Origin of the sequence: Pyxidicoccus xibeiensis (assembly GCF_024198175.1) — a bacterium.
GTDB lineage: Bacteria > Myxococcota > Myxococcia > Myxococcales > Myxococcaceae > Myxococcus > Myxococcus xibeiensis.
This window is the reverse complement of record NZ_JAJVKV010000001.1, coordinates 161,054-179,557: the sequence shown is the minus strand read 5'-3', so window position 1 is coordinate 179,557 and position 18,504 is coordinate 161,054. Positions and strand designations below refer to the sequence as shown.

Sequence of the window (18,504 nt, the reverse complement as noted above, 5' to 3'; positions counted from 1 at the left end):
CTCTAAAGATGCCGCCATGAGTTCGATGTGGGTCCTCGAGACGCCTCCTCCTCCCGCGGATGTGCGCATCTCCTATGGCGCGTTGCAGCACCAGTTCGGAGACCTGCGGCTGCCCGCGGGGCCGGGGCCGCATCCGGTGGTGGTCTTCGTGCACGGAGGCTTCTGGCGCGCGAAGTACGACCTGGAGCACGCCGGTCATCTGTGCGCGGACCTGACGCGGCGGGGCTTCGCCACCTGGAGCCTGGAGTACCGGCGCGTGGGCCATGAGGGCGGCGGCTGGCCCGGGACGCTCGAGGACGTGGGGCAGGGGACGGACTTCCTGCGCGCGCTGGCGAAGGAGCACCCGGTGGACCTGTCGCGCGTGGTGGTGATGGGACACTCGGCGGGAGGGCACCTGGCCCTGTGGCTCGGTGCGCGGCACCGGGTGCCCGCGGGCGGGCCGCTCCATGCGGAGGACCCGCTGCGCCTGCGCGGCGTCGTGGCCCTGGCGGGCGTGGTGGACCTGGAGCGCGCGTTCCACCTGCGGCTGGGCGACGGCGTCGTGGAGTCCTTCGTGGGAGGCGCGCCCTCGGAAGTCCCGGAGCGCTACCGCACGGCCTCCCCCGCGGCGCTCCAGCCGCTCTGGCTGCCCCAGCTCCTCATCCACGGCACCGAGGACGACACCGTGCCCGTGTCCCTGAGCGAGGCCTTCTGCGCCCGGGGACGGGAGCTGGGAGACTCCGTTCGCTGCCTCACGCTTCCGGGCGCCGGCCACTTCGAGGTCATCGACCCGCGCTCGCGCGAGTGGCCCCAGGTGGTGGAGGCGGTGCGCTCGCTCCTCGGAGGCTGACGCCACTCCGTCAGGCCTTGTCATCGCCTTGCTGGGACCCCACCTTGCGGCGGGGCGTGGCGGCGGGGACGGACATGAGACGGTGGCGGGCGGGGACGGTGGGTCTTGCGCTGGGCGTGTGGACGGCGCTCGGGTGTGGAGCAGTTGACGGAGCATTGGAGCCCATCACAGGACCCTTTCTGGAAGAGGAGCGCCCCGAGCCCGAGCTGGTGTCGGGCCCGCAGTCGGGTACCCCGCGCTGGACGGTGCAGGTGCCGCTGCGCGGCTACCAGGACGTGCTGGGCGTGGGCTCGGATGGCGCGGGTGGCGCCATCGTGCTCGCGACGAACCTCCTCACGGACGCCTCCAGCTCGGACTCCCGCGACTTCGGAGGCCTGGTGCTCTCCCGCTTCGGCGTGGGCGGACAGCCCCTCTGGACGCGCACCTTCACCCCCGAGCAGGGGCCGGACGGCTCCCAGCTCATCCAGGATGGCGTGCTCGCCGTGTCGCCCGCGCGAGACCTCTTCGTGGCCGGGACACTCCAGGGGGAGAGCTCGCTGCGCTTCGGCGAAACGGTCCTCATCGGCACGGCGTTCGTGGCGAAGCTCGCGCACAACGGCGTGCCGCGCTGGATTCGGCCCGGGGCCGCACACGCGCTCGCCGCCGATGAACAAGGGGGCGTGGTGCTGATGACGCGGGACGGGACGGTGACCCGCCTCGACTCCGAGGGCAGACTCCGCTGGCAGTGGGTGGCACCGGACGCGACCTACTCCCTGTCCGCCGTCGCGGTGGACACCTCGGGCGGCGTGCTCGTGGCGGGGGAGCGGGTGCTGGGCCCGGAGCGGAACCAGGGCGCCCTCTTCCGGCTCTATCTCGATGGCTCGGAGCGGTGGCGCATCCTGACGCCGGAAGGGCCGGGCCGGCCGACCTTCACGGACGTGGCCCTGCGCCCGGATGGCGGCGTGCTGCTCACGGGCACCTTCGTCTCCGGCTTCCAGTGGGGGCGCACCCGGATGGAGCATCCCTGTGCTTCCACGACGGGCTGCTCCGCCGCCCCGTTCCTCCTGGCCGTCGAGGCCTTCGGCGAGCCGCAATGGGGCCGGGTGCTGGACTCGAGTGGGTCCCTCGATGGCGCCATGAAGCCCCGCGTCGCGGGGGACCGGCACGGAGGCGCCGCGGTGTCCTGGGGCAATGCCTGCCTCGCGAAGCTGCTGCGTGTGTCACACGGCGGCGAGGAGCTCTGGCAAAGCCAGCTCACCAGCGAGTCCTGCACCGGCAGCTCCGCCTCCCTGCGGGACCTCACCTTCCTGGAGGACGGTGACCTCATGAGCGCCGGCACGTTCCATGGCACGCACTCCTTCATCGGCACCGGAGACCTCAAGGCGGACGACGGGGACATCTTCCTCCAGCGCCTGATTCCCTGAGCGCGGGTGGCGGTCCGCCGGCGGGCAGGACGGCCCGGGCCCGGTCGAGGCTGGTCATTGCGAGCCTGGCTCGGCGGGCGGAAGCTTCCTGGGGGCGGGGCGCGAGCCGGAGCGCGGCTCGCCGTGCATGCTGCCGGGTGAAGCCCGCGGTGAGCCGCCGAGGAGGTCCGTGATGGTGAAGGAGTCCGTGAGCGTCCCCGAGGCGGTGCGGCGCAGGGCCCTCTCGAGAGGGCCGGAGGGTGAGGCCTGGCTCGCCGGGCTCGACGCCGTCGTGGCCGACCTCGCCCGGGAGTGGGGCCTGTCGATTGCCAGGAGCCTGTCGGGCGGGACGGAGGCCTTCGTGGCGGAGGTCTCCCTGGCGGACGGCCGGCAGGCCGTGCTGAAGGTGGCGCCTCCAGGCTCGGGGCTGGCCGAGCGCGAGCTGCGGACGCTGCTGGCGGCGCGGGGCCGTGGCTACGCCGAGGTCTACCGCCATGACCGGGGTCGGGAGGCGGTCCTCCTGGAGCGGCTCGGCCCTCCTCTGGCGGATGCGGGGCTCTCCGTGGACGCCCAGCTCGAGGTCCTCTGCGCAACGCTCGCGGAGGCGTGGGCGCCGCTGCCCGAGGGGGGCCACCTCATGACGGGCGCGGAGAAGGCGAGGTTCCTCGCCGAGCTCATCGAGAGGGCGTGGCTGGAGCTGGAGCGGCCCTGTCCGGAGCGAGTCATCGAGACGGCGCTCCGCTACGCCGAGCTCCGCCAGCAGGGCTTCGACCCGGCCACCGCCGTGCTCTCCCATGGCGACGCGCATCCCTGGAACACGCTGCTCGTGCCAGGTGAGCCGGCGGGGCGCTACAAGTTCGTCGACCCCGACGGCCTCTTCGTGGAGCGTGCGTACGACCTCGGCATCCTGATGCGCGAGTGGACCTCCGAGCTGTTGCGCGGGGACCCGCTGGTGCTGGGCGGCCGTCGCTGCCGCCGTCTGGCGGCGCTCACCGGCGTCGATGCGGAGTCCATCTGGCAATGGGGCTTCATCGAGTCCACGTCCACGGGCCTGCACTGCCTGCAGGTCGGACTCGAGAGTGGGCGCGAGCTGCTGACCGTGGCGGAGCTCTGGGCCGGTGGCCTCCTGCCGTGAATGCAACCTCAAGAAGGGGAACAAAGACCCTTCAAGCGAAGAAGCGCCATGGGCACTCCAAGGCCCGATGGCCTGGTCAAGCTGTTCCTCCAGCGCCTGAATCCCTGGCCGCGGCTCACTGCGCCAGCCGCGCCAGCCGGCGCGTGGCCCACAGGTACATGTTCGAGTGCTTCAGCCCGGACTCCACGACGGCGCGGTAGTGAGCCACCGCCTCGGAGGGCTGCTTCCGGCCCTCCGCCAGCAGGCCGGCGGTGGTGTGCACCTCCGCGATACGGTCCATACGGTCCCTCGCGAGCGGCGTGCGCCTTGCCTCATCGAGCATCGCCTCCTGCGACAGCTCGCCCCGCGCGAACTTCGCGAGCTGCCGGGACCAGGGCTTCTCCGGCTGGACTTCCGCGAGCTTCGTGTCGCCCTCGCCCAGCGCGAACAGCCACACCGCCGACCACAGGTCCTTCGGGTCCACCCGGGCCGCCGCCTGGAACGCGGGAATGGCCTCGGCCTCCCGGCCCAGCGCCGCCAGGTAGATGCCGCGCAGGCCCAGTGCGCTGGCGCTCTTCGGGTCCGTGGGCTGCACGGGCGCCAGGTCCGCGAGCGCTCCCTCCAGGTCGCCCATCGACATCCGGACCTGCGCGCGAACGGGGAGCAAGAGCAGGTCCCCTGGCTTCTCCGCGAGGGCGGCGTCGATGTCCTCGAGCGCCCCCTGGGGGTTTCCCTGCTCGAGGCGTGCGAGCGCCCGGAGCGCGTAGGTCGACGGCCTGAGCGGGTCCGACTTCGAGAGGGCTTCGGAGAAATCCGCCTCCGCTCCCGCGAGGTCCCCGAGCTTCGTGCGCGCGATGCCCCTGTGGACATAGGCCGTGGGGAAGCCTGGGTCGTGGCGGAGGGCCTCGCTGTGGGCGGCCACCGCCGCCTCGTACTCCTCCGCCTTGTAGTGCTGCATGCCCTTGCCCACCGCGCGCTCGGCCGCTCGGCGGGCCTCTTCGGGAGACTTCCGGCACGCACCGGAGAGGACGAGCAGCACTCCCAGCGCCACGACCCTGCCGAGCCTCGTCATCATCCGTGCCCCCACTGCGTCACCGCGTCAGAACCCGCGCTGCGCTCCGCCGTCCACGACGATGGACTGGCCGGTGATGTACGAGGCCTGCTCGGACGACAGGAACGCCGCCAGCGCGGCCAGCTCCTCCGGCCGCCCCAGCCGTCGCGCCGGAATCTGCGGGGCCACCTTCTCGTCCGTCAGCCCCAGCTGCGTCATCCGCTCCGTCGCGTGGAAGCCCGGCAGCACCGCGTTGAGCGTGACGCCGTACTGCGCCACCTCGTTGCTCACCGTCTTCACCAGCCCCAGCAGGCCCGCGCGCAGCCCGTTGGAGATGGTGAGGTTCGGCATCGCCTCACGCGCCGCCAGCGACGTCACCAGGACGATGCGGCCCCACTTGCGCTCCTTCATGCCGGGCAGCGCGGCCTGGATGCCGTCCACCGCCGCCATCCACAGGCTCTGGAAGCCGAGCTGCCACTGCTCCGCCGTCAGCGACTCGAAGCCGCCAGCCGGAGGGCCGCCGGTGTTCACCACCAGCACGTCCACGCCGCCCAGCTTGGAGACGGTCTCCTCCACCAGCCGCCGCGCCGCGCCAGGCTGGTTCAAGTCACAGGGCACCGCCAGCGCCGCGCCCAGCTCCTTCGCGGCGCGCTCCAGCTTGTCCCCGCCGCGCGAGCAGATGGCCACCGTGGCGCCTTCCTTCCCCAGCGCCTGCGCAATCGCGTAGCCCAGGCCCGCGGACGCACCCATCACCAGCGCGCGCCTACCCTTCAGTCCGAAATCCATCCGCGTGCTCCTTCATGAAAGGCATCAGCCGCTCGCGGATGAGCTTCCCCGCGCGTGCCAGGTCCACGTCCTCCGCCCGCGTCAGCCCCTCGGACAGCTCCGACACGATGCCGCTGGCAATCGCGCCCACTTCATACGCCAGCCGGTACGGCACGCGGCTGAAGCTCACCAGCGTGTAGCGGCTGACGAACTCGCCCGGGAAGGCGTTGAGCAGCACCTTCTCCACGGCCTTCTCCAGGAGGAAGCGCGGGCTGCCCGTGCTGTCGCGCATCTCGATGAAGTTCTCCACCGCCATGTCGGCGATGGCGTCCGCGTTCGTCTTCCGGAGGTGCTGGAAGTCCGCGAAGATGTCCTCCCATCGGCTGTGCCGGCCCAGGCCCAGCAACTGGTCCAGCACCGCGCAGTCCTCGAAGCCGCAGTTCATCCCCTGGCCGAAGAAGGGGACGATGGCGTGCGCCGCGTCGCCCAGCACCAGCGCCTGCCCGCCCACGTGCCAGGGCGCGCACTTCACCGTCACCATGCTGCCCGTGGGCCGCGAGAAGAACGCGTCCACCAAATCGGGGATGAGCGCCTTCGCGTCCGGGAACTGCTCGCCGAAGAACGCCTCCAGCCGGGCCGGCGTGTCCAGCGACTCGAAGCTCACCGGCCCCTTCCACGGCAGGAACAGCGTGCACGTGAAGCTGCCGTCCTCGTTGGGAAGGGCAATCAGCATGTACGTGCCGCGAGGCCAGATGTGCAGCGCGTACTTCTCCATCTGGAACGTGCCGCCCGGGCCCGCCGGAATCGTCAGCTCCTTGTACCCGTGGCCCAGCGTCTCCTGCGACGCGGTGAAGCCCTGCACCCGGTCCAGCTCCTGCCGCACCGCCGAGCCCGAGCCATCCGTGCCGAACAGCACGCGGCCTTCCTCGCGGCGCGTCTCGCCGGTGGCATCGTCGTGCACCGTGAGCGCGCCGGACGTGAAGTCCACGTGGGAGACGCGCTGCTTGAAGCGGATGCGGACACAGCCGGTGCGCTCCGCCTCCGTCATCAGGAACTTGTTCAGCCACGCGCGCGACAGCGAGTTGATGTGCTGCGAGTCGTCCTTGCCATACGGCTGGTAGACGAGCTCCCCCCTCGCGGAATGAATCATCCTTCCGCGCATGGGAATGGCGTGCTTCAGCGCCTCCGCCTCCAGCCCCACCTGCCGCAGCGCGTGCAGCCCGCGCGTGGAGATGGCCAGGTTGATGGAGCGGCCCGCGTCGATGACCTCGCGGCGCATGTCGGGGCGGCGCTCCAGCACCTCCACGGAGTAGCCCCGGCGGGCCAGGTACATGGCGAGCAGCGAGCCCACCAGTCCCGCGCCCACCACGGTGACGGCCTCCTTCTGCTCACTCACGGGCGTGCGCCTCCAGCGCCTTCACGAAGCGGTACACGTCGGTGAAGGAGCAGTAGAGCGGCGCGGGCGCCGCGCGGATGATGTCCGGCTTGCGGAAGTCGCAGACGATGCCCGCGTCCGCCAGCCGCTTCAGCATGCCCTGGGGCTCGCCCTTGAACCGGAGCGACAGCTGCGCCCCGCGCTGCTTCGCGTCGCGAGGCGAGGTGATGCGCACGAAGCCCGGCGGCAGCCTGTCGAGCAGGAACTCCATGAAGCCGGTGAGCTTCTCGCTCTTGGCGCGCAGCGCCTGCATGCCCGCCTTGTCGAACAGCTCCAGGGACGCGCGCAGCGCCGCGAGCTGGAAGATGGGCGGGTTGGACAGCTGCCACCCCTCCGCGCCCGGCAGCGGGTCGAAGGTGGGCCCCATCTGGAAGCGCGTCGCCTTGTCGTGGCCCCACCAGCCCTCGAAGCGGGGGATGTCCTTCGAGTGCGCGTGCCGCTCGTGCACGAAGACGCCGCCCAGCGCGCCCGGACCGGCGTTGAGGTACTTGTACGAGCACCACACCGCGAAGTCCGGCCCGTCGTCGTGCAGGTTGAACGCGAGGTTGCCCGCGCCGTGCGCCAGGTCGAAGCCGACGAAGCAGCCCTTGGAGTGCGCGGTGCGCGTAATCGCGGGGATGTCGAAGGCCTGGCCGGTGAGGTAGTTCACGCTGCCCAGCAGCACCAGGGCCACCTCGTGGCCGTGCTCGTCCAGCGTGGAGAGGATGTCCTCGGTGCGCAGCAGCTCCTCGCCGGGGCGGGGCTTCAGCTCCAGCACGGCCTCGCGCGCGTCGAACCCGTGGAAGCGCACCTGCGACGCGACGGCGTACTGGTCCGACGGGAAGGCGCCGGCCTCCACCAGGATTTTGTAGCGCTGCTTCGTGGGCCGGTAGAAGGACACCATCATCAGGTGCAGGTTCACCGTCAGGGTGTTCATCACCACCACTTCCAGCGGCTTCGCGCCGACGAGCCGCGCGGCCTGCTCCGTGACGAGCTCGTGGTAGTGCAGCCACGGGTGGCGGCCTTCGTGGTGGCCCTCCACGCCCAGGCGCGCCCAGTCCTCCAGCTCCTCCTGGATGTAGCGCGCGGCGTTGCGCGGCTGCAGGCCCAGCGAGTTGCCCGCCAGGTACACCACGGGCTTTCCGTCAGGGCCCTTGGGGAAGAGGAACTCGTCGCGGAAGGCGCGCAGCGGGTCCTCGGCGTCCAGCCTGCGCGCGAAGGACTCGGTGTCCTCGAAGGGGTACGGCGTCGTCATGGTGCGAAGTCCTCTCGCGAGCGTCCCAGCCACTCCAGGGCATTGCGCCAGAGCAGCCGCTCGCGCGCGGCCGGCTCCAGCTCCGTCAGGGACTCGATGAGTGTGCCCGGGCGGTCCTCGCCCAGGGGAAAGGGGTAGTCACTGCCGAGCGCCACCTTGTCCTGGCCGAACAGCCGGACGATGAAGCGCAGCGCGTCCGCGTCGTGCGTCAGCGAGTCCACCCAGAAGCGGCCCAGGTAGTCGCGCGGCGGCACCTTGTTGTCCACTGCCACCAGGTCCGGCCGCGCCTCGAAGCCGTGCTGGATGCGGCCCAGCGTGTGGGGGAACGAGCCACCGCCGTGCGCGAAGGCGAAGCGCAGCTTCGGCAGTCGCTCCATCACCCCGCCGAAGATGAGCGAGCAGATGGCGAGCGAGACCTCCGCCGGCATGCCCACCAGCCACGGCAGCCAGTACTTCTGCATCTTCGCCTCGCCCATCATGTCCCACGGGTGGACGAAGATGGAGGCGCCCAGCTCGCTGGCGGCCTGGAAGAAGGGGAACAGCGCCGGGTCCGACAGGTTCCAGTCGTTGACGTGGCTGCCAATCTGCACGCCCGCCAGCCCCAGCTCCTTCACGCAGCGCTCCAGCTCGCGCACCGCCAGCTCCGGCGACTGGAGCGGCACCGTGCCCAGCCCCACGAAGCGCCTGGGGTGCTCGCGCACCGCCGAGGCCACGTGGTCGTTGAGGAAGCGCGACAAGTCCAGGCCGTGCTCCGGCTTCGTCCAGTAGCTGAACATGACGGGCACGGTGGAGAGCACCTGGACGTGGACGCCGGTGGCGTCACACTCCTCGATGCGCTTCACCGGGTCCCAGCAGTTGCTCTCGATTTCACGGAAGAACTTCCCGTCGTCTCGCAGCATGCGCGCGCGGCAGGGCGCGTGGTGGTCCAGGGTGATGAAGCCGCCGTAGCCGTAGCGCTCGGCGAAGCGGGGGAGCTTCTCCGGCAGGAGGTGCGTGTGGATGTCGACCTTCAACGGGCGGGGCCCCCCTTGGTGACCTTCGTTCCGCACTTCTTGCACGTGCAGTTGTCGGGGTTGCCGTAGAAGTGCTCGAAGATGGGCGGCAGCTGCGTCACGAGGTTCGTGACGTGCACGAACTCCTCGTAGAGCTTCTCGCCGCACTTCGGGCACAGCCACATGAAGCCGTCCAGCTCCTGCGGCTGGCGGCGGCGCTCCAGCACGAGGCCCACCGTGCCCGCGGGGCGCTGCGGCGAGTGGGGCACGTTGGGGGGCAGGAGGAAGATTTCGCCCTCCATGATGGGGATGTCCTGCACCTGGCCCTCGTCGATGACGCGCAGGGTGATGGAGCCCTCGAGCTGGTAGAAGAACTCCTCGCCCTGGTTGATGTGGAAGTCCGTGCGCGAGTTGGGGCCACCGACGACGGTGACCATGAACTCGCGGTCGGCCCACACCTGCTGGTTGCCGACGGGCGGCTTGAGCAGGTGGCGGTGCTCATCAATCCACTTCTTGAAGTTGATGGGAGTCAGGCGGCCCATTCACTCGTCTCCGATGGTGGCGATGCACTTGAGCTCGATGGCAATCGGCGTGGGCAGCCGGTTGATTTCGAGCGTCGTCCTGCACGGCGGGTTGTCCTTGAAGTACTCCGCCCACAGCCGGTTGTACGTGGGGAAGTCCTTCTTCATGTTCGTCAGGTACACCGTGACGTCCACCAGCTTGTCCCAGGACGAGCCGGCGTCCTCCAGGATGTAGCGGACGTTGCGGAACACCGAGTGGCACTGCGCCTCGATGTCGTACGAGGTGATGTTGCCCTCGGCGTCCAGCTCCACGCCGGGAATCTTCTTGGTGCCGCGCTCGCGCGGGCCCACGCCGGAGAGGAACAGGAGGTTGCCCACGCGGCGGGCATGGGGGTACAGGCCCACCGGCTCCGGGGCCTTCTGGGAATCGACTCGCTCGCTGCTGCTCACGATGCGCTCCTGGACGGGCTAGAGGCTCACAGCTTGATGCAGACGTTCTTGGGCTCGGTGAAGAAGCGCAGCGCGTCCCAGCCGCCCTCGCGTCCCACGCCCGAGTCCTTCACGCCGCCGAACGGCGTGCGCAGGTCGCGCAGCATCCACGTGTTCACCCAGACGATGCCGCTGTGCAGCCGCGAGGCGAAGCGGTGCGCGCGCTGCAGGTCCTTCGTCCACACGCTGGCGGCCAGGCCGTACTTCGTGGAGTTGGCCCAGGTGAGGACCTCCTCCTCCTGGTCGAAGGGGATGAGGGTGGCCACGGGGCCGAAGATTTCTTCCTGGTTGGTGCGGCACGCGGAGTCCAGGCCCTCGATGAGGGTGGGCTCCACGAACCAGCCGTTGCGGCAGCGGCCGGGCACGCTGGCGCGCTTGCCGCCGGTGAGGATGCGGCCGCCCTCCTGCTTCGCGATGTCCACGTAGCTCAGCACCTTGTCGAAGTGCTGCTGCGAGACGAGGGCGCCCTGGTCGGTGCCGGCCTCCAGCGGGTCGCCGACCTTGAGGGCGCGGGTGCGGGTGACGAGCGCCTCCTTGAAGCGCTCGTAGAGGGGGCGCTGCACGAAGATGCGCGGGCCGCAGAGGCAAATTTGCCCCTGGTTGGCGAAGGACGAGCGCAGCGTGGTGGCCAGGGCCTCGTCGAAGTCGCAGTCGGCGAAGATGACGTTGGGGTTCTTCCCGCCCATCTCCAGCGACAGCTTCTTGAAGGCGGGGGCGGCGACGCGGGCAATCTCGGCGCCGGTGCGGGTGCTGCCGGTGAAGGAGATGGCGGCGATGTCCGGGTGGCGGCTCATGGCGGCGCCGACCTTGGGGCCCAGGCCGTGGACCAGGTTGAGCACGCCGGGGGGCAGGCCCGCCTCGCGGCACACCTGGGACAGGAGGTACGCCGTCATCGGCGTGACTTCGGACGGCTTGGCCACCACGCAGTTCCCGATGGCGAGCGCGGGGGCAATCTTCCAGGTGAGCAGGTAGAGCGGCAGGTTCCAGGGGGAGATGCAGCCCACGACGCCGAGCGGGGAGCGCAGGGTGTAGTTGAGGGCGACGTTGTCCGTCTGGTGGGCCTCGCTGGAGAACTGGGTGACGGCGTCCGCGAAGAACTCGAAGTTGAGGATGCTGCGCGGGATGTCGACGGTGGAGGCCACGGACAGGGGCTTGCCGGTGTCGATGGACTCCGCGCGGGCGAAGGCGTCCATGCGGCTACGAATCGCGTCCGCGATGCGGCGGAGCACGCGGGAGCGGTCGATGGCGGGGGTGGCGGACCAGGCGGGGAAGGCGCGCGAGGCGGCCTCCACGGCACGCTGGACGTCCGGCTCGTCGGAGTCGGGCACCTTGGCGTACGTCTCACCCGTGGCGGGCTCGGGCTTGTCCAGCCACGTGCCGCTGCTGGCGGGCAGCAGCTCGCCACCGATGTAGTTGAGCACCTTCTCCATGGCCGAGCCCTCCGTGTGCGCCCATCCGCTCGACTCGGCTGCGGACTCCCGCTTCCCTGGAGCGCTGAAGGGGAGGGGACCGCGCCGGCCCGGGTGGGACGGGGCGCAATCTATGCAACCAGGGTGGATGTCACCAGCGCCACGGAAGGGCGCCGTCCACTGTCCTCCGCTCCCGCCCGCACGGCCGGGCGGCAGGTCGCGGTGCGTCACATGCTGCACTACGTGAAAGCCGTAATTCACAGAAAATGCCGAAATGGACACCTCCTCCGCCGGGGACGCTCCCGCATCGATGGGCGGTGCGGGCGCCATCCCCGGAAGGAACCCCGCGATGAACGCAGTGAAGCTGTTCGCCGTGACGCTCTTCAGCGTCCTTGCCGTGGCGTGCGGTGGAAACGTGGAGGAGCTCGGGACCGACCCCTCGCAGGAGACGCCTGCGGACCAGGTGCCGGTGAGCAACGAGGACCTGGGCCAGACGGAGCAGCAGGTGTGGTGTGGAGGCGGCGGACCTCCCTATAGCTGTCTGGTGCGTTGCTGCTCTCACGCCAACTGGACCGACCTGGGTGTGCCCGAGTGGGGACAGTGCACCCAGATGGGCAACGACTACTGCCAGTGGCGTGGCGGCAACTGTGGTTCCTGCTGGGGCTATCTCTAGCGCCAACAGCTTGAAGGCCTGACGCAGGGCCTCACGCCGCGCGTCGTGGAGTGACGACGCGCGGTGGGCCACCGTCGAGGCCGGCGGAGGACTGCTTGCGGCTACCCTCCTGGGCTGAACAGCAGCGAGGAGCGCCCGCCGAGCCAGGCGCGCGCGGCCTGCAACTCCTCGGACCGTGCCTTCCAGGGCGCATGTGCTCCGAGTGACTGTCGGACGAGCCGCTCCGCGAGGGCCTCGCCCACATCCAGCAGGGGCTTTCGAGGCGGGACATACCGGTGCTGCCGGTGGCTTCCCATACCGACCGTAAGCCCGCCCGGTGGGCAGCCTGCCTCACGGCAGCTGGAAGCCAGCAGATGTGCGAGGAGTCACATGGCGTTGTGCATGGAGGGGAAATTTGCACATGCCCATGGAACCCGCCTCGCCCTTGTCACACGGCTCGTCCGCCGAGGAGGTCGGCCAAAGGTCGCTCCTCACGGCGACGACAGTCGAGGAGGCGCTCTTCCTCCTGGCGGAGCTGGCCCGGAGCCTGGCCCATGCGCACCAGGCGACCGTCACCCTGCCTCCCACCGAGGGCTCGCGTGGCGCCAGCGCCACGTCCCTGTCCAAGGCCTACTCCGTCTGGGGCGGGTACACGACCGCTCCCACGGCCCCTCGTGCCACCGAGCGTCCGGAGCGGAGCCGGCTGCGGCTGGAGCCCGGAGGCACGAAGGCGTCCCCCTCCCAGGCCTCACGCGCGTCGCGGCCCCGCGGCTGGTTCAGCGTCCCACTCCATGCGAGCCACGGGCTCATCCAGCTCTTCGACGCGGAGTCCGGTGACTTCACCCCCGAGGATGAGACGGCCGTCGCCGGGCTGGCCGCGCTGGGCGACATGGCGCTGGAGGCGGTGCGGCTGCGCGAGGAGAACGCAGCGCTGCGCCGCGAGGTGAAGCAGGCCGAGGCGCGCTTCGATGCACTCGTCACGGTGACGCGTCAGGTGGTGTGGACGACGGATGCCCAGGGCGCCGTCACCCGGCTGTGCTCCACCTGGGGCGGCTACACCGGGCAGCAGATGGAGCAGTACATGGACTGGGGCTGGCTCTCCGCCATCCACCCGGAGGACCAGTCGCGGGTGGCGGACGTCGTGCGCAGGATGAGCCTCTCGCGTGGCAGCTACGAGTGCGAGTACCGGCTGCGGCGCCACGACGGCACCTACGTGGCCACCCTGGCGCGCGCCGTGCCGGTGCTCAACGAGGACGGCACCTGCCGGGAGTGGGTGGGCCTCAACAGCGACCTGTCCATGGTGCACGGCACCGAGGGCGAGCTGGAGCGGCTGCTGCGCGAGGAGCACAAGGCGCGCACCCAGGCCGAGGCGGCCGAGCAGCGCTCCGCCTTCCTCGCGGAGGCGAGCCGGGCCCTGGCCTCGTCGTCCCTGGACCCGAAGGCGACCCTGGAAGCGCTCGCGTGGCTCACCGTGCCCACCCTGGCGGACTGGTGCTTCGTGGACCTGCTGGATGACTCGGGCGCCGTGCAGCGCATGACGGTGGCGCACGCGGAACCGGCCGACGAGGCGCTCGCCCGCGACGTGCGGAACTTCCCCCCCGGAATGGACGGCTCCAACCACCCCACCACGCGCGTCGTGCGCCGCGCCGAGTCGCTGCTGGTGAACGACGTCTCCGACGACTGGCTGCGCACGGTGTCGATGAGCGACCGGCACTATGAGGTCATGAAGGGCGTGGGCTTCCACTGCATCATGTCCGTCCCGCTGCTGGCGCGAGGACGCTCGCTGGGCGCGCTCACCTTCCTCGCGGTGCGCCCCTCGCGGCGCTACACCCAGGCGGACCTGGCCACCGCCCAGGACCTGGCCCGCCGCGCCGCGCTCCTCCTGGACAACGCCTGCCTCTACAAGGAGGCCCGCAAGTCCGTGCTCCTGCGCGACGAGTTCCTCTCCATCGCCAGCCACGAGCTGAAGACGCCGCTCACCCCCCTGCAGCTGCGCCTCCAGGTGCTGCGGCGCGAGACGCAGAAGGGCACGCCCACCGTGCCCACCTCGGTGGTGGCCTCTCAGCTGGACGTGGTGCAGCGCCAGGTGGCCAAGCTGTCCGCGCTGGTCAACGGGCTGCTGGACGTGTCGCGCATCTCCAGCGGGCGGCTGTCCCTGGACCGCGAGCCCATGGACCTGGCCGAGCTGGCGCGGGACGTGATGTCGCGCTTCTCGATGATGGCGAGCCAGGCGGGGTGCCAGGTGACGCTCGACGCCCGGGACGACATGCGCGGCAGCTGGGACCGGCTGCGCGTGGACCAGGTGCTCACCAACCTGCTCACCAACGCGCTGAAGTACGGCGCCGGAAAGCCGGTGGACATCCGGCTGTGCGGAGACGAGGCCCACGTGCGCATCGCCGTGGAGGACTCGGGCATCGGCATCGCCCCCGAGCACCTCGGGCACATCTTCGAGCGCTTCGGCCGCGCCGTCAGCGAGCGCCACTACGGGGGACTCGGCCTGGGGCTCTACATCGCCCGGCAGATTGTCGAGTCCCACGGCGGCGAGGTCCGCGTGCACAGCACCCCGGGACAGGGCAGCCGCTTCGAGGTCGTCCTGCCCCGGTAGGAGCCGCGGGCCCTCAGCCCCCCATCCGCTTGCGCAGCCGGTCCTTCACGCGGGGGAAGTCCTCGGGGGCCTTCACCGGCTCGAAGCGGCTCGTCATGGAGTCGGCGCGCTCCACCTCGACGAACACGACGGGCAGCAGCGGCTGGCCGTCCGGGCGGGTGAGGCTGCTGGCCTCCGCCGTCACCTGCTCCAGCTGCACCACCGGCTGGCCGTTCACCTTCTTGGTGACGACGCGGTAGGGGATGGGGATGTCCTTGTCCAGGATGGCGGCCAGGTCGAAGGTGATGTTGTTGGTGGAGATGAAGCCATGCTTCGTCGGGTCCACCTTCTCCACCAGCTGCAGCTGGCCACCCAGCCGCACCGGCGCCGCGCCCGCGTCGAGCGCGCCGCTCTCCGGGTTGGTCCGCGGCGTCACCTCCACCGTCATGGGCCGGCCCAGCTCCGCGTGCATGCCGATGACCACCGGGTCCAGCGTCGCCGCCAGGTTGTCCACGTTGGAGAAGTAGAGGTGCTTCACGCCCTGCTTGCGCAGCGCCTCGCCCACGCCGCTCTCCCGCAGCGCGCGGAAGAAGTCGCCGTGGCCCGACGGCGCGAAGGACAGCTGCCCCTCCGCGTCGCGCCACAGCTCGTGGCTCGCGGTGAGGCGCGGCAGCATCCGCTGGCGGAACAGGTGCACGCCCTCCGTCTTGCCCTTCTTCTGGAGGTCCTCGGCGATGCCGTCATGGGTGAGGTACGACGTCATCACCGCCATGGGCACCGGCTTGCCGTACGTCTCCTTCAGCCGCTGCGCCTCCTCCAGCTTGATGTCCAGGAAGGTGCGCTCCCCGAACACCGGGACCAGCGCCTTCACCGCGCCGCCGAAGCGCGTGCCCGCGCCGCCGGCCACGACGAGCGCCGCCACCTCGCCCTTGCGGAAGGCCTCCTCGCCGCGGGCCTTGTACTTCGCGTGGGCGGGGGTGCCCTCGCGCGGCAGGGGCTGGATGTCGCCCTCCTGGGGCGGGTGCAGGGCGCCCGAGGGTGCCGCGGCTTCGGCCAGCTCACCGCGCTTCAGCCGGCCCAGCAGGTCGCGAAAGCTGGCGACGTCGAAGCCGTCGCGTGCGAGCTGGGGACTTTCGAGTTCCGCGTCGTTCTTTCCAGAGGACATGGGGTGAAGGCTTTCGCGACCGCGTGCGCGAAAGCAATGCCAAAAAGGCCCTCGCCCGTCCGTTCGTGAACGCTAGTGCGCGGCGAGTGGGTCTGCGCGCACGCCCCCGCGCGCCTGGCGGTGGCCGCGTTCCGCGCGGGCGGGGAGCCAGCCCCTCAGCATCCGCAGCGGAAGCCATGGGCGCCCCGGTGCCACCGGGCCGGAGCCGTTCGGCTATAAGGCGGCCCGGGAGGAAACACCATGTCGCGCAAAGTGGCTCTCATCACCGGCGCCTCGGCGGGGTTGGGCGAGCAGTTCGCGGAGTGCTTCGCCCGGGACGGGCACGACGTCATCCTGGTGGCCCGCGGCGCGGCGCGACTGGAGGCGCTCGCGGCGCGGCTGGAGGCGGCCTACAAGGTGACGGCGCACGTGCTGCCGGCGGACCTGGGCCGGCCGGAGGCGCCCCAGCAGCTCTTCGAGGCGGTGCGCGCGAAGGGGCTGGCGGTGGACTTCCTCGTCAACAACGCCGGCTTCGGCTCCGCGGGCCCGTTCCTGGAGCAGGACATGGCGCGCGAGGCGGAGATGGTGGAGGTCAACTGCGTCGCCCTGCTGAAGCTGACGCACCTGTTCGCGAAGCCCATGCGCGAGCGCGGCGCCGGGCGCATCCTCAACGTCTCCTCCACCGCCGGCTTCCAGCCCGGCCCGTACATGGCCACGTACTACGCGACCAAGGCCTTCGTGCTGTCCTGGTCCGAGGCGCTGGCGCACGAGCTCAAGGGCACCGGCGTGACGGTGACCTGCCACTGCCCCGGAGCGACGCACACCGAGTTCGCCCTGCGCGCTGGAAACGACAAGTCACGCCTCTTCCAGCGGCCGGGGGTGGCCAAAGCGTCCGACGTGGCCGCGCATGCCTATGGGGCGATGATGCGGGGGCGGGTGCTCGCGGTGCACGGCCTGTTCAACAAGGTGGGTGCGGCCATGGTGCGCTTCAGCCCGCGCTTCGCCGTGCGCACCATCGCCGCGAACCTGAACCAGCAGGGCTGAGGCCCGCGCCCGCCGCGTGTCAGTTGAACGTGGCGGACAGCAGGAGCATGACGTTGAGGACGTTCCAGTCGTCTTCGCCGTCGTCGCTGCGGATGCGGCCGAGCGCGAGCTCGCCGCCGACGCCGAGGCCCCAGTTGTCGCTCACCCACCACTCCTTGCCCACGCCCAGGTGCAGGCCGACGCCCGGGTCGGTCTCCGCGATGGTGTCACCATCCTCGGTGATGGTGAGCCGGGCGAAGGAGAGCGCGCCGGACAGGTACACGTTGGCGGGCATGAGGTAGTACGTGACGCCCGCGCCGAGCGCGCCGAAGTTCTGGCTCACGTCGTCGTCCTGGCCCTCGATGGTGACGTCCCCGAACTCGAGGTCGGGGTTCTGCGCGGACGCGCCGAAGAGCTTCCCGTAGATGATGAAGTTCTGCAGGACCGCGAAGCCCAGCTCGGCGTTGACGGCGCCCGCGGCGCCCTTGACGGCGAGGTCCTCGAAGGTCGACTCGGCCCGGGTGTAGCCGCCGCCCACCTGCAGGCGCAGGTAGAGGCCGTCATGCGAATGCCGGCCGGCGTCCTGGGCGGCCGCCACCGACGCGGTGAGGAGCACTGTCGCGAAAAGCCAGGTGTGTCTCATGGGGGATTCCTTGCACGGAGGTGCCCGCTCCGGCCTCGGGCCCCGGGGTTATGCAACAGGATGTCGCTCCCGGGCCAGCTTTCGCGCGCGGCGTCATGCGGTGTGTTCACCGCGAGCACTCACGGAGTGCTGCGTCTCGGGTAGCCTCCCGCTCCATGGCGAAGACCCTGGACGCGCTCATCAACGCGAAGGACCCCGGCTGGCCGCTGGTGCAGGAGTGGCTGTCCCGGGCGAACAAGCCCGTGGAGGTGCTGGACGTCCCGCCCCGGCGCGCGGCCTCGGTGCTGCTCGCGCTCCAGGTGACGACGCGCTCACCCATGGGCGCCATCGCCTTCCAGACGGGCGGCCTGCTGGTGGACCACGGCTGGGTGCGCATCCTCGGCGGTGGCTGCGCGCGCATGGAGGGAGACCTCGCGTCGTGGAACGGCCAGGGAGAGCGGCCGCTGGTGGAGCCCTTCGACGGCGCCATGCTGGTGGGGCATGACGTGCTGGGCGGCTTCTTCGCCCTGGACGGTGGCGCGCTGGGCGAGGGCCGGGGTGCCGCGTACTACCTCGCGCCGGACACGCTGGAGTGGGAGCGGCTGGCCAACGGCTACTCGGAGCTGGTCGCCTTCCTCCTCACCGGAGACCTGGCGAAGTTCTACGAGGGCTTCCGCTGGCCGGGCTGGGAGCAGGACGTGGCCGCGCTTCCGCCGGACCGGGGCTACAGCTTCATGCCGCCCCTGTTCGCCAAGGAGGAGGAAGGCCAGGCCCGGGACCGCAAGGACGTGCCCATGCATGAGCTGCTGAGCCTGAACCTGGACCTGGCGGAGCAGCTATGAACCTCGTCATCCGGGGGGTGCTCATCACCGCGGGCGTCTACGCGGCCAGCCTGTTCCTCGCGGGCGCGTGGCTGATGGTGGGGCTGGTGATTGCCGGCAAGGCGACGGGGCCCCGGGCGGGCGTGGGGATGATGTTCACCATGGGGGCCACGGCGGTGACGTTCCTGGTGGGCATCGCCGTCGTGCACCGGGGGCTGCGGAAGATGGAGGTCGCCCCGGGCCCCCGGCTCGCGAGCACGCTGGCGTACGGCGCCGCCGCCGCGGCGACGGTGGCGATGCTGGCCTTCATGACGCTGGTGGCCTTCAACCGCTGACAGTGGGGCACGGCGTGCTTGCGCGCCCGCGCGCGGGTGCCGGAAGCTGCGCGGCCATTGATTCGAAGCGGCGTGCCCTTCGGGGCGCGCCCGGAAAGAGAG

The 18,504-nt window shown here is 70.8% G+C and carries 18 protein-coding genes; 8 read left to right on the top strand and 10 right to left on the bottom strand.

Annotated features, from left to right (window positions below; translation table 11 throughout):
• The first annotated feature begins 16 nt into the window (after positions 1 to 16).
• The 3 genes from LXT23_RS00690 (at position 17) to LXT23_RS00680 (ending at position 3,346) form a co-directional block, all read left to right on the top strand.
• The gene (locus tag LXT23_RS00690; protein ID WP_253978087.1) at positions 17 to 829 is read left to right on the top strand and encodes an alpha/beta hydrolase family protein; all 813 of its coding nucleotides are present in this window, start codon (positions 17 to 19) and stop codon (positions 827 to 829) included.
• A gap of 74 nt (positions 830 to 903) precedes the next feature.
• Positions 904 to 2,232: a hypothetical protein gene (locus tag LXT23_RS00685; protein WP_253978086.1), complete on the top strand. Its 1,329-nt coding sequence runs from the start codon at positions 904 to 906 to the stop codon at positions 2,230 to 2,232.
• Positions 2,233 to 2,404: 172 nt separating this feature from the next.
• Positions 2,405 to 3,346 carry an aminoglycoside phosphotransferase family protein gene (locus tag LXT23_RS00680; protein ID WP_253978085.1) on the top strand — a complete coding sequence of 314 codons (942 nt, stop codon included), beginning with the start codon at positions 2,405 to 2,407 and terminating at the stop codon, positions 3,344 to 3,346.
• A gap of 115 nt (positions 3,347 to 3,461) precedes the next feature.
• Here LXT23_RS00680 and LXT23_RS00675 read toward each other — a convergent pair whose 3' ends face one another.
• The 8 genes from LXT23_RS00675 to LXT23_RS00640 are packed head-to-tail and all read right to left on the bottom strand — an operon-like array spanning position 3,462 to position 11,242.
• Positions 3,462 to 4,400, bottom strand: coding sequence for a tetratricopeptide repeat protein (locus LXT23_RS00675; RefSeq protein WP_253978084.1), 939 nt, complete (start codon positions 4,398 to 4,400; stop codon positions 3,462 to 3,464).
• Positions 4,401 to 4,424: 24 nt separating this feature from the next.
• On the bottom strand, positions 4,425 to 5,162 hold the full coding sequence (locus LXT23_RS00670) for an SDR family oxidoreductase (RefSeq protein ID WP_253978083.1): 738 nt from the start codon (positions 5,160 to 5,162) through the stop codon (positions 4,425 to 4,427).
• Positions 5,140 to 6,537 (bottom strand): FAD-dependent oxidoreductase, encoded by a 1,398-nt coding sequence (locus LXT23_RS00665; RefSeq protein WP_253978082.1) that lies wholly within the window; start codon positions 6,535 to 6,537, stop codon positions 5,140 to 5,142. Before LXT23_RS00665 ends, LXT23_RS00670 begins: the two co-directional genes overlap by 23 nt.
• Entirely contained in the window at positions 6,530 to 7,810 is a 1,281-nt protein-coding gene (kynU, locus tag LXT23_RS00660; RefSeq protein ID WP_253978081.1) for a kynureninase, read from the bottom strand. Before kynU ends, LXT23_RS00665 begins: the two co-directional genes overlap by 8 nt.
• Positions 7,807 to 8,823, bottom strand: coding sequence for an amidohydrolase family protein (locus tag LXT23_RS00655; RefSeq protein WP_253978080.1), 1,017 nt, complete (start codon positions 8,821 to 8,823; stop codon positions 7,807 to 7,809). The genes kynU and LXT23_RS00655 overlap by 4 nt, the downstream gene beginning before the upstream one ends.
• Positions 8,820 to 9,344, bottom strand: coding sequence for a 3-hydroxyanthranilate 3,4-dioxygenase (gene nbaC / locus LXT23_RS00650; RefSeq protein WP_253978079.1), 525 nt, complete (start codon positions 9,342 to 9,344; stop codon positions 8,820 to 8,822). The genes LXT23_RS00655 and nbaC overlap by 4 nt, the downstream gene beginning before the upstream one ends.
• Positions 9,345 to 9,776, bottom strand: coding sequence for a RidA family protein (locus LXT23_RS00645; RefSeq protein ID WP_323378830.1), 432 nt, complete (start codon positions 9,774 to 9,776; stop codon positions 9,345 to 9,347).
• A 23-nt stretch (positions 9,777 to 9,799) separates the two neighbouring features.
• Positions 9,800 to 11,242, bottom strand: coding sequence for an aldehyde dehydrogenase (locus tag LXT23_RS00640; RefSeq protein WP_253978077.1), 1,443 nt, complete (start codon positions 11,240 to 11,242; stop codon positions 9,800 to 9,802).
• Between the two features lie 253 nt (positions 11,243 to 11,495).
• Here LXT23_RS00640 and LXT23_RS00635 point away from each other — a divergent pair, with 253 nt between their 5' ends.
• Positions 11,496 to 11,894, top strand: coding sequence for a hypothetical protein (locus tag LXT23_RS00635; protein WP_253978076.1), 399 nt, complete (start codon positions 11,496 to 11,498; stop codon positions 11,892 to 11,894).
• Positions 11,895 to 12,294: 400 nt separating this feature from the next.
• Positions 12,295 to 14,478 (top strand): sensor histidine kinase, encoded by a 2,184-nt coding sequence (locus LXT23_RS00630; protein ID WP_253978075.1) that lies wholly within the window; start codon positions 12,295 to 12,297, stop codon positions 14,476 to 14,478.
• A 13-nt stretch (positions 14,479 to 14,491) separates the two neighbouring features.
• Here the strand turns inward: LXT23_RS00630 and LXT23_RS00625 are convergent, their stop codons facing one another.
• Positions 14,492 to 15,622: a UTP--glucose-1-phosphate uridylyltransferase gene (locus LXT23_RS00625; RefSeq protein WP_253978074.1), complete on the bottom strand. Its 1,131-nt coding sequence runs from the start codon at positions 15,620 to 15,622 to the stop codon at positions 14,492 to 14,494.
• Positions 15,623 to 15,862: 240 nt separating this feature from the next.
• Here LXT23_RS00625 and LXT23_RS00620 point away from each other — a divergent pair, with 240 nt between their 5' ends.
• On the top strand, positions 15,863 to 16,645 hold the full coding sequence (locus tag LXT23_RS00620) for an SDR family NAD(P)-dependent oxidoreductase (protein ID WP_253978073.1): 783 nt from the start codon (positions 15,863 to 15,865) through the stop codon (positions 16,643 to 16,645).
• Between the two features lie 19 nt (positions 16,646 to 16,664).
• Here the strand turns inward: LXT23_RS00620 and LXT23_RS00615 are convergent, their stop codons facing one another.
• Entirely contained in the window at positions 16,665 to 17,267 is a 603-nt protein-coding gene (locus LXT23_RS00615; protein WP_253978072.1) for an outer membrane beta-barrel protein, read from the bottom strand.
• 155 nt (positions 17,268 to 17,422) lie between these two features.
• Between LXT23_RS00615 and LXT23_RS00610 the strand changes: the two genes are divergently transcribed.
• Positions 17,423 to 18,088, top strand: coding sequence for a DUF2625 family protein (locus LXT23_RS00610; RefSeq protein ID WP_253978071.1), 666 nt, complete (start codon positions 17,423 to 17,425; stop codon positions 18,086 to 18,088).
• Entirely contained in the window at positions 18,085 to 18,402 is a 318-nt protein-coding gene (locus tag LXT23_RS00605; protein ID WP_253978070.1) for a hypothetical protein, read from the top strand. Before LXT23_RS00610 ends, LXT23_RS00605 begins: the two co-directional genes overlap by 4 nt.
• The last annotated feature ends 102 nt before the right edge of the window (positions 18,403 to 18,504 follow it).

What these genes read in the sequence shown, in the direction of transcription:
- LXT23_RS00640 (WP_253978077.1), bottom strand. Translation starts at nt 11,242, where the DNA reads ATGGAGAAGGTGCTCAACTACATCGGTGGCGAGCTGCTGCCCGCCAGC.
- kynU (WP_253978081.1), bottom strand. Translation starts at nt 7,810, where the DNA reads ATGACGACGCCGTACCCCTTCGAGGACACCGAGTCCTTCGCGCGCAGG.
- LXT23_RS00610 (WP_253978071.1), top strand. Translation starts at nt 17,423, where the DNA reads ATGGCGAAGACCCTGGACGCGCTCATCAACGCGAAGGACCCCGGCTGG.
- LXT23_RS00630 (WP_253978075.1), top strand. Translation starts at nt 12,295, where the DNA reads ATGCCCATGGAACCCGCCTCGCCCTTGTCACACGGCTCGTCCGCCGAG.
- LXT23_RS00685 (WP_253978086.1), top strand. Translation starts at nt 904, where the DNA reads ATGAGACGGTGGCGGGCGGGGACGGTGGGTCTTGCGCTGGGCGTGTGG.
- LXT23_RS00670 (WP_253978083.1), bottom strand. Translation starts at nt 5,162, where the DNA reads ATGGATTTCGGACTGAAGGGTAGGCGCGCGCTGGTGATGGGTGCGTCC.
- LXT23_RS00625 (WP_253978074.1), bottom strand. Translation starts at nt 15,622, where the DNA reads ATGTCCTCTGGAAAGAACGACGCGGAACTCGAAAGTCCCCAGCTCGCA.
- LXT23_RS00675 (WP_253978084.1), bottom strand. Translation starts at nt 4,400, where the DNA reads ATGATGACGAGGCTCGGCAGGGTCGTGGCGCTGGGAGTGCTGCTCGTC.
- nbaC (WP_253978079.1), bottom strand. Translation starts at nt 9,344, where the DNA reads ATGGGCCGCCTGACTCCCATCAACTTCAAGAAGTGGATTGATGAGCAC.
- LXT23_RS00615 (WP_253978072.1), bottom strand. Translation starts at nt 17,267, where the DNA reads ATGAGACACACCTGGCTTTTCGCGACAGTGCTCCTCACCGCGTCGGTG.
- LXT23_RS00605 (WP_253978070.1), top strand. Translation starts at nt 18,085, where the DNA reads ATGAACCTCGTCATCCGGGGGGTGCTCATCACCGCGGGCGTCTACGCG.
- LXT23_RS00690 (WP_253978087.1), top strand. Translation starts at nt 17, where the DNA reads ATGAGTTCGATGTGGGTCCTCGAGACGCCTCCTCCTCCCGCGGATGTG.
- LXT23_RS00620 (WP_253978073.1), top strand. Translation starts at nt 15,863, where the DNA reads ATGTCGCGCAAAGTGGCTCTCATCACCGGCGCCTCGGCGGGGTTGGGC.
- LXT23_RS00680 (WP_253978085.1), top strand. Translation starts at nt 2,405, where the DNA reads ATGGTGAAGGAGTCCGTGAGCGTCCCCGAGGCGGTGCGGCGCAGGGCC.
- LXT23_RS00635 (WP_253978076.1), top strand. Translation starts at nt 11,496, where the DNA reads ATGGACACCTCCTCCGCCGGGGACGCTCCCGCATCGATGGGCGGTGCG.